We start from the raw sequence: 14596 nt of genomic DNA, 5'->3' as shown, positions 1-14596 counted from the left end.
GGGAGGGGTGGCGTGCTCGCCCGTCCGTACCGCGAGCACGCCACCCCTCCCCGACCCTCCCCTTTCAGGGGAGGGAGGATCGGCTTACGCCAGCTGGCAGATGTCCAGCACGTTCATGTCGGTATAATCCTGGTTCTCGCCCGCCATCGCCCAGATGAAGGCATAGGCCTTGGTGCCCGCCCCCATATGGATCGACCAGGGCGGGCTGATCACCGCTTCCTCGTTCTGCATCACGATGTGACGCGTCGCTTCACCTTCCCCCATGAAGTGCATCACGCGGTCGGTGTCGAGATTGTCGAGTTCGAAGTAGAAATAGATCTCACTGCGCCGCTCGTGGATGTGCGGGGGCATGGTGTTCCACACGCTGCCCGGCTTCAGCACGGTGAGGCCCATCACCAGCTGCGCGCTGTCGCAGATGCCGGGGATGACGAGCTGGAAGATCGTGCGCTCGTTCGATTCCGCCAGGCTGCCGCGCTCGAGCGCATTGGCGTCAGCGATGCCGAGTTTGCGCGTCTCGTATGCCTGATGCGCCGGGCACGAGGCGAGGTAGAAGCGCGCGCCGTTGCCCGAAAACTGAACGTCCTTCGCGCCCATCGTGACGTAGAGGCAGTCCTTGTTGCCGAGCTCGAACATCTCACCATCGACCGTCACGGTCCCGTCGACCTTGCCGACGTTGACGATCGCCATCTCGCGGCGCTCGAGGAAGGGGTGGCCTGCCGCCGATGCCGGCTCGGTCTGGTCGGGCAGCTTGACGCTGCCGCTCGCCACCGCGACGCCGCCGATCACGAAGCGCTCGGCGTGCGTGTAGTTCAACACGCACTCGCCGTCGCGGAACAGCCCCTGGATCAGATAGCGGTCGCGCAGCTCGTCGTTCGACACGCACTCCATCATGTCCGGATGCGTCGCGTAATAGGTCCGGTCGTACATGGTCACTCCTTCGGGCCGCGCGGGGCGGCCGTGCTCTGGTCGATACGATAGGCGCGGCGGACGAGGCCGGCGGTCAGCTCCTGCGCGAGGTCCGCCGCCTCCCAGTCCGCGATGCGATGTTCGGCGACGAGTCGCGCCAGGAAGGCACAATCGACGCGGCGCGCGACGTCGTGCCGCGCGGGGATCGACAGGAAGGCGCGCGTGTCGTCGTTGAAGCCGACGGTATTGTAGAATCCGGCGGTCTCGGTCGTCATCTCGCGGAAGCGGCGCATGCCTTCGGGACTGTCGTGGAACCACCAGGACGGGCCCAGCTTCAGGCACGGATAATGACCGGCAAGCGGCGCCAGTTCGCGCGCATAGGCGCTCTCGTCCAGCGTGAAGAGGATGATCGACAGATCGGTCGAGGTGCCGAACCGGTCGAGCAGCGGCTTGAGCGCGCGGACGTAATCGGTGCGCGTCGGAATGTCCGCACCCTTGTCGCGACCGTGACTGGCGAACAGGCCCGCATTGTGGTTGCGGAAACTGCCGGGATGGATCTGCATGACCATGCCATCCTCGATGCTCATCGCCGCCATTTCGGTCAGCATCTGCGCGCGGAACAGCTCGGCGTCCGCCGGGGTCCAATCGCCGCCGACGATGCGCGCGAACAGCGCTTCGCATTCCTGCGGCGTCAGATTAGCGGTCGCCGCCGTCGGATGGCCGTGATCGGTCGCGGTCGCGCCCGCCGCCCGGAAGTGGGTGCGGCGCTTGCGATGGGCGGCGAGATAGCCCCGCCAGCCATAGACGTCCTCGCCGGTCAACTCGGCGAAGCGCGCCATCGCCGGCACGAACGCCTCATGCTCGACGTCGATGACGCCATCGGGGCGATAGGTGGTGACGACGCGTCCGCCCCAGCCCGATGCGTGGATCGCGTGATGCGCGTCGAGGCTGTCCTGCGCACCCTCGGTCGTCGCGAGAAAATCGATGCGAAAGCGATCGAAGAGCGCGCGTGGACGAAACGCATCGGTGGCGAGCGCCTCTCCGATCGCATCGAAATAGAGGTCGGCCGTCTCCGCCTCCAGCGCCACCTCGATTCCGAACACCTCGGCGAAAACATGATCGAGCCACAGGCGCGAGGGCGTCCCGCGGAACAGGTGATACTGGTCCGCGAACAGGCGCCATGCCGCGCGCGGATCGGTGGCAGGCACGCCGCCTTTGTGCGGAATCGCCAGCGCGTCGAGCGCGATGCCCTGGCTGTAGAGCATGCGATACAGATAATGATCGGGCGCCAGCAACAGCGAGGTCGCGTCGGTCCAGTTCGCATTCTCGGCGAACCAGCGCGGATCGGTGTGGCCGTGCGGGCTGACGATCGGCAGGCCTGCGACACCGGCATACAGCGTGCGCGCGATGCTGCGTGTCGTCGGATCAGCCGGAAACAGGCGGTCGGGGTCGAGGCGCAAAGCCCGGGCCATCTCTATCCTCTCGAAGCGCCCTTCGTCAGGCGGCTGGCAGCTTGGTAACCGGTGTCAAATCGCGACGCAACCCCCAGCCTCATTCGCGCGGTGCGGCGACCGACGCACGACGGATCAGCGTCGACAGAAAAAGCGAGGGTTCTTCCACGTCCGGTTCCTGCTCCATGCCGCCTGCGATCAGCTTCAGCGCCGCCGATCGCGCCATGGAGGCGATCGGCCAGCGCACCGTCGTCAGCGGGGGCCAGACATGTGCGGCGATCGGCGTGTCGTCGAAGCCGATGATCGACAGGTCGCGTGGAATTTCCAGGCCGCGCTGGCGGGCGGCATGGATCACGCCCGCCGCCATCTCGTCGTTCGAGGAGAAGATCGCCGTCGGGCGCGGCACGACGTCGAGCAAGCGCTCTGCCGCGACCAGCCCCGAATCGAAGGTATAATTGCCGTCGGCGATCATCGATCGCGGCAGCGCGATACCCGCCTCCGCCAGCGCATCCTCGAAGCCCTGCCGCCGCTCGCGCGCCGAGCGGAAGCCGTGCGGCCCCGCGACCAGGCCGATGCGCCGATGCCCCTGTTCGATCAGATAGGCGACCGCGCCCTGCACCGCTTCGCGGTCGTTCGAGGCGACCATATGGTCGGCCGCATCCAGCACCGCCGACCCCATGCGCACGTAACGGCAGCCGATATCGTCGCACAGCTTCGCCACTGAATCGTTCTCGCTGATCGGCGGCATCAGCAACACGCCGAACAGGCGCTGGCGTTCGAGGAAGTGGCGCAGATCCTCCAGCATCGTCGCCGAGCCGCGATCGAGCGGACGCACCACCATTTCGAATTCGGTATCGTGCAGCGCCTCCAGCATGCCCTGCTGGACGTTCATCACCGTCTGCGCATTGGGATTGTCGTGGACCAGGCCGATCAGGAAATTGCGGCGCAGCGCCAGCGCCCGTGCTTGCGGATTGGGGATATAGCCCAGGCCTGCGATCACCTCCTCCACACGCTTCCGCGTATCCTCGCTGAGCAAAGGCGAGCGGTTGATGACCCGACTCACCGTCTTTTTCGACACGCCGGCGACGCGCGCCACATCATTGATCGTCGACTGTCCCGTTTTCTGCATGGCACCGGGTGTAAAGCGGGCGAAACGATCCCGCCAGTCCCACGCCCTTGCAAAGATCGTCCGGACAGGACACATCTGACACCGGTTACCGAAACAAATGTCGAGAGGATGGCATGGCGAGGGCATGGAAGGTGGCGCCGACCGATACGGTCGCCACGATGCTGGACGACGCACTCGCCGGCGATACGCTGACGGTTGATGGCGCCGCCGGGGGCGCGATCGGCAGCGCGATCACGCTCGCCGACGATATCGCGCGGGGCCACAAGGTCGCGCTGCTGCCGATGGGCATCGGAGCGCCCGTCCTCAAATACGGCTTTCCGATCGGCCATGCCACCGCCGCCATCCGGCCCGGCGCGCATGTTCACAGCCACAATCTGTCGACCGCGCTCGATGCGACGCTCGACTATCGCTACGCGCCGGCGCCCGCAGCGACCCTGCCGCGGGCCGAGGCCCCGACCTTCATGGGCTATCGTCGTGCGGATGGGCGGGTCGCGACGCGCAACGAAATCTGGGTGCTGCCCACGGTCGGTTGCGTCGCGCGGACGGCGCAGCGGATCGCGGCGGGCGCCGCGGCGCAGGTCGGCGATGCGGTGGATGGCGTCCATGCCTTCACCCACCCGCACGGCTGTTCGCAGCTGGGCGATGACTTGGGCGGCACCCGCGCGATCCTGGCCGGACTGGCGAGCCATCCCAATGCCGGCGGGGTCCTGATTGTCGGGCTGGGCTGCGAAGAGAATCAGGTCGCGGCGTTGCTCGATGCGGTTCCGGCGGCACATCGCGGCCGCGTCCGCACGCTGACCGCCCAATTGAGCGCCGACGAGGTCGAAGAGGGCATCGCTGCGGTCGTCGCGCTTGCCGACGCGGCACGCGCGGACCGCACGCCGTGCCCGCTCAGCGATCTCCTCCTCGGCGTGAAATGCGGTGGATCGGACGGGCTGTCGGGCCTAACGGCCAATCCGCTGGTCGGGCAGATGAGCGACCGCGTCGTCGGGGCGGGCGGGCGCGTCGTCTTCACCGAAATTCCCGAGATTTTCGGCGCCGAACAGACGCTGATGGATCGCGCGGCCGCGCCGCAGGTGTTCGACCGGATCGTCGGCGTGGTGAACGGTTTCAAACGCTATTTCCTCGATCACGGCGAGCCGGTGTCGGAAAACCCCTCCCCCGGCAACGTCGCCGGCGGGATCACGACGCTGGAGGAAAAGTCGCTCGGTGCCGTGCAGAAGGCCGGGCGGGCCCGCGTCGGCGCGGTGATCGATTACGGCGACGAGGCGACGCAGACCGGCCTCACCTTGCTGGAGGCGCCGGGTAACGATGCGGTATCCTCCACCGCCCTTGCCGCCGCGGGGGCGACGGCGATCCTGTTCACCACCGGACGTGGTACGCCGCTGGGTTTCCCGGTGCCGACGATCAAGATCGCATCGAACAGCGACCTTGCCGCGCGCAAGCCCGGCTGGGTCGATTTCGATGCGGGCGCGGTGCTCGACACCGGGTTCGACGCCGCATCCGAGGCCCTGCTCGCGCGGATCGTCGCGGTCGCGTCGGGCGAGACCACCGCCGCCGAACGCAATGGCGAGCGCGAGATCGCGATCTGGAAACGAGGCGTCACGCTATGAGACTATCCCGCGCCACCCTGCCGCAGGTCCCGGACGCCATCGCGGCGCCGCGCGAGCGGCCGGAGGGCAAGATCGGCATCGTGCATTTCGGCCCCGGCGCCTTCCACCGCGCGCATCAGGCGACCTATATCGACGATCTGCTGGCACGCGACCCCGATTGGGGCATCGCAGCCGTATCGCTGCGCAGCGCCGGCACGGTCGAAGCCTTGGCCGCGCAGGACGGCCTGTATACGCTCGCGGTGCGCGACGCCGAACCGGCCATGCGCATCATCGGGGCGCACAAACGCTTCTTGGGGCCCGACGATCAGGCGGACGTCGCGGCGCTGTTGGCTGACCCCGACGTCCGGCTGGTGACGATGACGGTGACCGAAAAGGGCTATTGCCTGCAGGCCGATGGCACGCTGGACATAACCCACGCCGATATCGTCCACGATCTGGCGGGCGAGCCGCCGCGCAGCATCGTCGGCTGGCTGGTGGCGGGGCTCGCCGCGCGCCGGGCCGCAGGCGTCGCTCCGTTCGTGGCGATGCCGTGCGACAATCTGGCGAGCAACGGGCGCAAGCTGCACGCCGCGCTCGTCGCCTTCGCCGCCGCCCGCGATGCGGACTTGGCGGCATGGATCGCCGAGACGGTGCGCGTCCCCTCCACGATGGTCGATTCGATCACGCCGGCAAGCGATGCGACGTTGCTGACCGACGTGGCCAACGCGATCGGCTTGGACGACGACGCCCCCGTCCAGCGCGAGGCGTTCGTCCAATGGGTGATCGAGGACGTCGGGGCCGACGCCATCACGGCCTTGGGCAGCGTGGGTGCGACGCTGACGCAGGATGTCGCCAGCTACGAGCGGGCCAAGCTGCGCATCCTCAACGGCGCACACTCGACCCTCGCCTATATCGGCCTGCTGCGCGGCGCGACGAGTGTGGCCGAAGCGATGGCGGACGGCCCGCTCGCCGCGTTCGTCGCCGCCATGATCCAGCAGGATATCGCGCCGATGCTGACCCCGGTGCCGGGCTTCGACTTCGACGCCTATGCGGGAGCGATCCTGACGCGGTTCCGCAATCCCGCGATCGTCCACCGGCTGGACCAGATCGCGCAGGACGGTTCGCAGAAACTGCCCTATCGCCTCGGCGATACATTGGTCGCCAACCGGCAGGCGGGGCGCATGCCGGCCCATGTGGTCCGCGCGCTCGGCGGTTGGGTCGCATTCCTGATGGCACGCGCGCGTACGGACACGGCGATCGTCGATCCGGCGGCCGACACGCTGCTGTCGATCGCGCGGGAACAGGACGTCGCGGCGGTAGTCGATGCGCTGATCGCGGCCGGTCACCTCGTGCCGTCCGCCATCGTTGCCGACACAGAGGTGCGCGCGGCGATCGCGGCCGCCGCGACGGCCGCCGCGTCGGCGGACTGGCCGCGATTTTTCGCGTGAGGACGCTCGCGATGCTTGCCAATGACACCGGTTTCCCATATCGATCCGATAACGACGAATGACATGGGAGGGGCTGCGGTGAAGCCGGACAGCGATATCGCGCAGGTTGCGCAGGCGTTCGTGGAGGCGCGACGGACCGCCACGGCGTTGCCGGACTACCCGGGTACGATTCCGCACGATCTGGCGAACGCCTATGCGGTCCAGGATGCCGCGCTGGCGCTCAGCGATCGTCCGGTCGCCGGCTGGAAGGTCGGCCGGATCAACCCGCCCGCCGAAGGGTTCGACCGCCTGGCCGGCCCGATCTTCGCCGATCAGGTTACCGACACCGAAGATTGCGAGATGCCGATCTTCGCCGATGGCTTCGGCGCGGCCGAGGCGGAATTCCTGCTGCGCATCGGCCGTGCGCCCGATCCGGCGCAGCGAGACTTTTCCATGGCGGACGCGCGCGCGCTGATCGATGCGGTGCATGTCGGCATCGAGATCGCGAGCTCCCCCTTCCCCGGGATCAACACCAACGGGCCGACCGTCACCATTTCGGATTTCGGCAACAACAACGGCCTCGTCATCGGCGCCGCGATCGACGGCTGGCAGGATACCGACCTCAATTGCTGGCCGGTCGCGCTCTACATCAACGATGCGGAGATCGGCACCGGCATCGCCGCCGACATGCTCGACGGCCCTTTCGGCGCGGCGCGCTTCCTGTTCCAGCATCTCGCTGCACGCAATATCCCGGTTACGGCGGGACAGTGGATTTCGACCGGTGCGGTCACCGGCGTCCATCAGGTCGCCGTCGGCGACCGGGTGGAGGCGCGGTTCGACGGCCGCCTGTCGATCCACTGCACGATCACCGCGCAATAACGCGCCATCCCACGACGAACGGCCCGCCAAGAGGCCGCTGACACAGGAGAGACAGACCGATGGCAACGATCGAAGCGCCGGAGGTCACGGCCGCGCCCGCCAGCGTCGGCCGCTATCGCTGGGTGATCTGCGGCCTGCTGTTCGCAGCGACCGCGATCAACTATGTCGACCGCCAGATGATCGGGGTGCTGAAGCCGACGATCTCGGCCGAACTCGGCTGGTCGGAAACGACGTATGCCGATGTCATCTTCTGGTTCCAGGCCGCCTATGCGATCGGCTATCTCAGCTTCGGGCGGATCGTCGACGCGGTCGGCGCGCGGATCGGCTATTCGATCGCCTTCGTCATCTGGACGCTCGGCCATACGCTGTGCGGCTTCGTCGGCTCGGCGTTCCAATTCTCGGTCGCGCGCTTCATTCTGGGCATCGGCGAAAGCGGCAATTTCCCCGCAGGCCTGAAATCGGTGACCGAATGGTTCCCGGCGAAAGAGCGCGCGCTGGCGACCGGCATCTTCAACGCCGGCGCCAATGTCGGCGCGGTGGTGACGCCGCTGATCGTGCCGGTCATCACGCTCGCCTTCGGCTGGCGGATGGCGTTCATCGTAACGGGCGCCGTCAGCCTGTTGTGGCTGGTCGCCTGGATCGCGCTGTACCGCCGCCCGCGCGAAAGCACGAAAGTGTCCGCCGCCGAGCTCGCCTATATCGAAAGCGATCCCGCCGACCCGGTCCAGAAGATCGGCTGGCTGAAGCTGCTCGGCTATCGCGAGACCTGGGCCTATGCGCTCGGCAAGTTCCTGATCGATCCCATCTGGTGGCTGTTCCTGTTCTGGACGCCCGATTTTCTCGCCAAGACCTATCACCTCGATCTCGTCAGCTTCGGGCCGCCGCTGGTCGTCATCTATCTGATTTCCGACTTCGGCAGCATCGCGGGCGGCTGGTCGTCGTCGCGGCTGATGAAGCGCGGCTTCACCGCCAATGCGGCGCGCAAATGGACGATGTTCGCCTGCGCGCTGCTGGTGACGCCGATCTTCTTCGCGCAATATGTCGACCATCTGTGGCTGGCGGTCGCGATCGTCGGCCTCGCCACCGCGGCACACCAAGCCTTCTCGGCCAACCTCTACACCATCCCGTCGGACATGTTCCCGCGGGCGGCGGTCGGATCGGTGGTTGGCATCGGCGGCACGGTCGGGGCAATCGGCGGCATGATGATGGCGAAGTTCACCGGCTATATCCTGCAGACGACGGGCAGCTACACGATCATCTTCGCGGTGGCGGGCAGCGTCTATCTGATCGCGGTCGGCGTCGTCCATCTGCTCAGCCCACGCCTCGCGCGGGTCGACGCGTTGTGAAGGGCGGCCGGCGTTCGCTGACCTCCGCGCTCGCACTGGCGACCGCCGCCCTTACGGCAACGACGGCGCAGGCGCAGGAGACAGCGCCCGGCCTGCTGTTCCACGCGCCGCTCGACACCGGCTTCGACGCGACGGTCGCGCACGGGGAGGCCGTGCCCAACTTCCGCGCCAACGTGCGCATCGTGCCCGACGGTGCGATCGGCGGCGCGGCGCATTGGGCGGACGACGGCTATGTCGCGTGGCGGGCGCCGGGCAATATGCGTGGCACGCGCGGCACCCTCTCCTTCTTCTGGCGTGCGCGTGAACCGCTGGGCGAGGCGCCGTTCGTCATCTTCCGCGCCGGCTTCGCCGATCATACCAGCTGGGACATTGCGTTCCTGCGGATCGACTGGAACGGCCACGGCTTCGACGCTTTCGTCACCGACACGAACCTGTCGCGCATCCGCGTCTCGTGGCGCATGCCGACCATCCCCGATGCGAAGGCGTGGCAGCATATCGCCTTCGCCTGGGACGAGACCAAGGGCGTGACGCTCTACGTCGATGGCAAGGAGGTCGCGCGCAAGGATCAGACCGCCGACCTCGACACCGGCCTCGACCAGTTCGGCTTGGCGGGGCGCGTGCTGGCGCCGCATCAGGTGCAGAGCCGCTATAATTTCATGCGTGGGTCCGACGTCGACGATATCCGCGTCTACGACCGGATGCTCTCCCCCGCCAATGTCGCCGCGCTGGCGGCGAAGGCGGAGCCGGGGCCCCTGCCCGCTGCCGATCCGCAAGCGGAGCGGCAGGCATGGCTGCACCGCTACGGCTGGGACAAAGGCTTGCCGCCGCTGCTTGACGCGCCGGTCACCCGCGTGCGCAAGGTCGAGTTTGCGGATGCGAAGGATCTGAAGGAATGGATGTGGAAGGGCGTCGACGGCATCGCCGAGACGACCTGGCCCGGCGTCTACAATCGGTCGCGCCTGCCCGGTCGCGACGATTATTTCGAGCTGCCCGACTGGAACGTCTATGTCGAAGGCGGCAAGCGCTACGACCTGACCGTGCCGGCGGGCGAACGCTTCAACCGCGTCGAACTACGCGGCGCGGCCTATGGCAGCCTCAGCTGGACGGGTGACGGCAAGGGCACAATTCTCGCCACCCGGCCGAAGGGCGTGGTGCGCAGCGTCGACCAGTTCGCGCCCCGCACCGGCGGCACGCTGCACTTCACCAACGTGATGCAGGAACAGCCGATCCAGGAGCTGTGGGCCTATGACATCGGCGCCGGCACCGAACCGGCGGGCAGCTTCAAGCTCGACTATACGATCCGGGCGGACATGGCGCCGACGCTCGCCGCGCTGGCGCCGCTCAACGGCTTCATCGCCGGCCGCTACGCTCCCGACGAGCGGGCGACGGTCGTCGCGATGCCGACCGCGGGCGTAAAGGCTGCGGTCGGCGCTGGCGCGGCGGGCGGTGGCGGCACCGTGGCGCGCTCCGCCGGCATGGCGCCGATCGTCCATATCCTGATCCCGGCGACCCTGGGCGATGCGCTGCCCGACCAGCCGGTCGCCCGCGCCTTCGATTACGGCTGGCAGAATCTGCGCGACGGGCTGGACGGCATCGCGATCGATCTGCCCGCGCTGCCCGGCACCAAGCCGGTCGCGCTCGACATCCGCGTCAAGGACCCGATCTGGCCCGAGCGGGACATGATCGACCTGTCGGTCACCGTCCCGCCGGGGCAGAAGCGCACGCTGTGGCTCGACCTGCGCGATCGCATCCTGCCCAACGACAGCCTGTATCTGTCGATCGCGGCGTCCGACCCCGCTTTCTCTGCCAAGAGCCTCGACGGCGCGCGCATCCGATTGGTGTTCAAGCCCCGCGCGCAGGCGATCACCGAACATGTCGCGGACCGCTTCAACCAGGTGAAGGACAATTGGGCCTTCCTGGTCGAGGAGCATACGTCATCGAAGCGCATGGCGCTGTATCGCCGCCTGTTCGCCGACATCACCGATCTGCTGCGGGTCGATCCGGACCATAAGGAGGCGCAGGCCTATTGGGCGGATATAGACTATCGCCCCGAAAACCTGCCGCCCTTCACCCAGCCGGTCCCGACCAAAGGCGAGCCGCTGTGGGCGTTCCGCCAGCTCGAGGACCTGAAATACGTCCGCCGCTTCGTCGACTGGTGGATCGATCACCGCCAGGTCCCCTATGGCGACTTCGGCGGCGGCATTTCGGACGATACCGACCTGACGCAGCAATGGCCGGGCCTGGCGCTGATGGGGGTCGAGCCCGACAAGGTGAACGCCTCGCTGCGCGCGCTGTCCGATGCGGTCTACACCAACGGCATGCGCGTCAATGGCCTGGGCTATATCACCACCGACGAGCTCCACGCCTATGAGGAGGGGCTGAACTCCGACGCCGAACGCCTCTACCTCAACTGGGGCGAGCCCAAGGCGGTCGAGCGGCTGATGGAAACGACGCGCGCCTTACAGGGCGTGATCATGAAGAACCCCGCCGGGCACCTGCATTTCGCCTCAAGCTGGTACGGCGGGCGCAAGATGTATCGCGACGCACCCTGGGCATGGCAGAAACCCTATGCCTTCACCGTCATGCACGCGCCGATCCTGATCGGCCTGTACAACGGCAATCCCGCCGCGCGCGGGCTGGTGACCGGCGTGATCGACGGCTGGATGGCGCACGGCAAACAGGATGCGAAGGGCGTCTGGAGCTATCCCAACGAAATCCACTGGGACAGCGACGCCGAGCGGGCCGGCGACGGCGGCGGCATCTCGACGCCGTTGCAGAGTGCGTGGAGCGCGTGGCGCTTCACCGGCGATGCCAAATACCTCCGCCCGTTGACCAGCCGCATCGCCAAGTCGGGACCAGCATCGCTGGCCGAAATGAACGAAAATGCCTTCGCCGTTCTGCCCGAAGGCACGAGTTATCGCGACGCCATCGCCGCAGCGGCAAAGGACGATCCGTTCGCGCTCTACACGCGCTGGGATGCGACGGGCGACGTCACCGCGCTCGAACGGCTGCATGCCGACGCCATCGCCGACAAGGCGCAGCACGAATATATGTACACCGAAGGCCATTGGTGGTCCGACCGCGTCGAACAGCCCAATGAAATCCTGCAACGCGAACGGCTGGGCGGCATCGCGCTGCGCCGGAACCAGACGTGGCCGGGCAATACGGTATCGTGGCGCTTCGCCGAGCCCGACGCCGCTGGCGACGTCGCAATCCTGATGCCGAACGCGACGCCGGATCACTTCCGCGTCATCGCCTACAACCGCACCGACCGCGTGCAGCGGGCGGAGATGACGACGTGGAACGTCACCGCGGGCCAATGGACGATGCAGCGCGCGACGAGCAGCGACGGCGGCAAGACACTGGTGGCCGATGGCGGCGCGACCACGCTGCCGCTCGAACGCAGCCTCGGCACCACCGTCGCCTTCACGCCGCACACCACCACCGTCTATGACGTCACGCTCGCCAAGCCGACCGGGCCGGTCGAGCAGCGTCCCGATATCGGCATCGGCCGCAACGATGTGGTGCGCAACGGCCGCAGCCTGACGGTGACCGTCCATAGTCTCGGCGCGCAGCCGACCACCGGGGGTACGCTGACCGTGCGCGGCGCCGACGGCGCGGTGCTGGCGACGTCGGCGATCCCGCCGCTCGCCGCGCCGACCGATCTGCGCCCCCGCACCGCGACGATCCGCATTGCCGCCCCGGCCAAGGCGACGAGCGTCGAGATCGCCTTGCCCGGTGACGCCCCCGAAGTGACGCGGCTGAACAACCGGGTGGCGCTGGAGCCCGCGCGATGATGCGGCGGCGGCAGGTCCTCGTGGCGCTCGGCACGGGGGCGGCCTCCGCCCTCGCCGCGCCGGTCTTCGCCCGAACGGACGACGACCAGACGATCGGCGCCGCGCTCGACACCGCGGCGACGCTGCCTCCTGCCCAGGCGCTGGACCTGCTCGCCCCGCTGTCCGCGGCGGGCGCCAGCACCGGCCGCCGCCTCGACCTGCAGGCTGCCCGCGCCGGCCTTGCGATCGACGTCGCCCTGACGACCGCCAGCGACGCAGCGACGCGCTTTTCGTTGCAGACGCAGCGGGTCGCGGGCAACGACGCGCGGCTGGATATCGTCGCGCGCGACCTCGCCGCCGCCAAAGCAACGCTGGACGCGCGCGCGACGCGCCTGTTCGACCGGCTGGGCATCGCGGGTGGCACGACGGGTGCCCGGTTCGAGGCGCTGTGGCGCGATCCGCGCTGGCTGTTCGCCGACGATGCCGCCGGGCGCGAGGCGGCGGTGGCGGCGATGCGCGCAACGCTCGCGACGATCCGCCCGCAAATGCCTCGCCTGATCGGCCCGCTGCCCGCCGCCTGCCTGTCGGTCGACGTCCGCCCGCTCGACGCTGCCGAGATCGCCGCGGGCAAGGGCGGCTACCGCATCCTTCCCGCCCCGGGCGTGCAGGGCCTGTACGTCGTCGACCTCAAGGACATCCGCCGCCGCCCGCGCTTTTCGCTGCCCAGTGTCGTCGCGCATGAGCTTCTGCCCGGCCATATGGCGCAGATGCCGCTTGAGGCGCTCGCCCACCCCCACCCGCTGCGGCTCCGCTATGCCGCCGGCTTCAGCGAAGGCTGGGGCGTCTATGCCGAAATGCTGATGGCCGACGCCGGCCTGTTCAGCGATCCGGCGACCATGCTGGGGCATATTCACTGGATGCTGTTCCGGGTGACGCGCGGGCTGGCCGACCTGGCGATGAACGCGCACGGTACGCCCCCCGACCAAGCGCTCGCCACAATGCGCGAGACGATGGGCGAACCCGCTTATTTCGCTCCCTTCGCATCCGATACCGCACGGATTGCGAAGGCCCCTGCGATCCGCGCCGCCGAAGCGTGGCTGCCGCTGCGCCTCGAGCGCCTCCGTCCCCGCCGACGTATCCTGTGGTCGGCCTATCACGCCGCGTTACTCCGCTGGGGACGTGTCCGCAGCGAGCAGATCACGGCGCTGCTACGCTACACGTCAGTCTTTTAAGGCTGGCAGCCGAGCTCGCAAGCCTCTTCCATTCTGTTAGGCCGTATCGACATTCAGCGTAGCCAGATCATGGCGGCGGCGAGGTGGACGAAGCCGGTGAAGTGGATGTTGCGTCGGTCGTAGCGGGTGGCGAAGCGGCGGAAGTGCTTGAGGCGACTGAAGCATCTCTCGATCTGGTTGCGATGTTTGTAGATGCCGGCATCGTGCGGGATGGCGACCTTTCGGTTACGCTTGGATGGGATAACCGCCTCGGCGTGCATCGCAGCGATCCGGCTGCGTAAGTCGTTGCTATCATACGCCTTGTCGGCGAGCACCGCTCCCCCGCGCTGGCCTTCGAGCAGCCCGGACGCCCAGGCGATGTCGCTAGCTTGCCCGGGCGTGATCCGGAACCGCAGGGGCCGACCGAACGTGTCGGCGAGCATGTGGAGCTTGGTCGTCAGTCCCCCTCGGGAACGCCCCAGCGCCTGGTCCTTGCCCCCCCTTTTCCGGTCGCCGACTGCTGGTGAGCGCGAACGATCGTGCTGTCGATCATCAGATACTCGTTGTCCCGGTCCGCCGTCAGCGCCTCGAACACCCGCTCCCAGACGCCGGCATGGCACCAGCGACTGAAACGTCGGTGCACCGTCTTCCACTTGCCGTAGCGGTCCGGAAGATCGCACCAATGGGCACCAGAGCGCAGCACCCACAAACATCCGTTTACGAACAGGCGGTTATCGGCGCCCGTTCGGCCGGGATCGGTCGTCTTGCCCGGAACCAGCGACGCAATTCGTGACCATTGCGCCTCGCTCAGCTCATACCGCTTGATCCCCATCACTCGCCCCGCATCTCCACACGGATGCCTAGGGCTGAGACTCAATC

The 14596-nt window shown here is 67.8% G+C and carries 9 protein-coding genes and 1 pseudogene; 6 read left to right on the top strand and 4 right to left on the bottom strand.

From position 1 onward, the window contains the following. Positions 1–84: 84 nt before the first annotated feature. The 3 genes from kduI to SB4_RS16810 form a co-directional block, all read right to left on the bottom strand. Positions 85–927, bottom strand: a complete 843-nt coding sequence (gene kduI, locus SB4_RS16820; protein WP_058753500.1) for a 5-dehydro-4-deoxy-D-glucuronate isomerase — start codon at positions 925–927, stop codon at positions 85–87. A 2-nt stretch (positions 928–929) separates the two neighbouring features. Further along, positions 930–2378: a glucuronate isomerase gene (gene uxaC, locus SB4_RS16815; RefSeq protein ID WP_058753499.1), complete on the bottom strand. Its 1449-nt coding sequence runs from the start codon at positions 2376–2378 to the stop codon at positions 930–932. 79 nt (positions 2379–2457) lie between these two features. Beyond that, positions 2458–3486 (bottom strand): LacI family DNA-binding transcriptional regulator, encoded by a 1029-nt coding sequence (locus SB4_RS16810; RefSeq protein ID WP_058753498.1) that lies wholly within the window; start codon positions 3484–3486, stop codon positions 2458–2460. Between the two features lie 113 nt (positions 3487–3599). Here SB4_RS16810 and SB4_RS16805 point away from each other — a divergent pair, with 113 nt between their 5' ends. From SB4_RS16805 to SB4_RS16780, 6 genes are all read left to right on the top strand, one after another. Then, entirely contained in the window at positions 3600–5099 is a 1500-nt protein-coding gene (locus SB4_RS16805; RefSeq protein ID WP_058753497.1) for a UxaA family hydrolase, read from the top strand. Further along, positions 5096–6526: a mannitol dehydrogenase family protein gene (locus SB4_RS16800; protein ID WP_058753496.1), complete on the top strand. Its 1431-nt coding sequence runs from the start codon at positions 5096–5098 to the stop codon at positions 6524–6526. The genes SB4_RS16805 and SB4_RS16800 overlap by 4 nt, the downstream gene beginning before the upstream one ends. Positions 6527–6589: 63 nt before the next feature. Continuing rightward, the gene (locus tag SB4_RS16795) at positions 6590–7384 is read left to right on the top strand and encodes a 2-keto-4-pentenoate hydratase (protein ID WP_058753495.1); all 795 of its coding nucleotides are present in this window, start codon (positions 6590–6592) and stop codon (positions 7382–7384) included. Between the two features lie 59 nt (positions 7385–7443). Further along, entirely contained in the window at positions 7444–8730 is a 1287-nt protein-coding gene (locus tag SB4_RS16790) for an MFS transporter (protein WP_017979823.1), read from the top strand. Then, the gene (locus SB4_RS16785; RefSeq protein WP_058753494.1) at positions 8727–12527 is read left to right on the top strand and encodes a LamG-like jellyroll fold domain-containing protein; all 3801 of its coding nucleotides are present in this window, start codon (positions 8727–8729) and stop codon (positions 12525–12527) included. Before SB4_RS16790 ends, SB4_RS16785 begins: the two co-directional genes overlap by 4 nt. After that, a complete protein-coding gene (locus tag SB4_RS16780) occupies positions 12524–13738 on the top strand; it encodes a DUF885 family protein (RefSeq protein ID WP_058753493.1) in 1215 nt (404 codons plus the stop codon). Before SB4_RS16785 ends, SB4_RS16780 begins: the two co-directional genes overlap by 4 nt. A 53-nt stretch (positions 13739–13791) precedes the next feature. Here the strand turns inward: SB4_RS16780 and SB4_RS19255 are convergent. Continuing rightward, positions 13792–14549 (bottom strand): annotated as a pseudogene (locus SB4_RS19255) (IS5 family transposase). Positions 14550–14596 lie beyond the last annotated feature (47 nt).

The organism is Sphingomonas sanguinis (genome assembly GCF_001476905.1).
In the GTDB taxonomy this organism is placed as follows: domain Bacteria; phylum Pseudomonadota; class Alphaproteobacteria; order Sphingomonadales; family Sphingomonadaceae; genus Sphingomonas; species Sphingomonas sanguinis_B.
The sequence above is the reverse complement of the archived record's forward strand: the minus strand, read 5'-3'. Positions and strand labels throughout refer to the sequence as shown.

Excerpts from the sequence above, each read along its gene's own strand:
- SB4_RS16795 (WP_058753495.1), top strand. The coding sequence starts at position 6,590 with ATGGGAGGGGCTGCGGTGAAGCCGGACAGCGATATCGCGCAGGTTGCG.
- kduI (WP_058753500.1), bottom strand. The coding sequence starts at position 927 with ATGTACGACCGGACCTATTACGCGACGCATCCGGACATGATGGAGTGC.
- SB4_RS16790 (WP_017979823.1), top strand. The coding sequence starts at position 7,444 with ATGGCAACGATCGAAGCGCCGGAGGTCACGGCCGCGCCCGCCAGCGTC.
- SB4_RS16780 (WP_058753493.1), top strand. The coding sequence starts at position 12,524 with ATGATGCGGCGGCGGCAGGTCCTCGTGGCGCTCGGCACGGGGGCGGCC.
- uxaC (WP_058753499.1), bottom strand. The coding sequence starts at position 2,378 with ATGGCCCGGGCTTTGCGCCTCGACCCCGACCGCCTGTTTCCGGCTGAT.
- SB4_RS16805 (WP_058753497.1), top strand. The coding sequence starts at position 3,600 with ATGGCGAGGGCATGGAAGGTGGCGCCGACCGATACGGTCGCCACGATG.
- SB4_RS16800 (WP_058753496.1), top strand. The coding sequence starts at position 5,096 with ATGAGACTATCCCGCGCCACCCTGCCGCAGGTCCCGGACGCCATCGCG.
- SB4_RS16810 (WP_058753498.1), bottom strand. The coding sequence starts at position 3,486 with ATGCAGAAAACGGGACAGTCGACGATCAATGATGTGGCGCGCGTCGCC.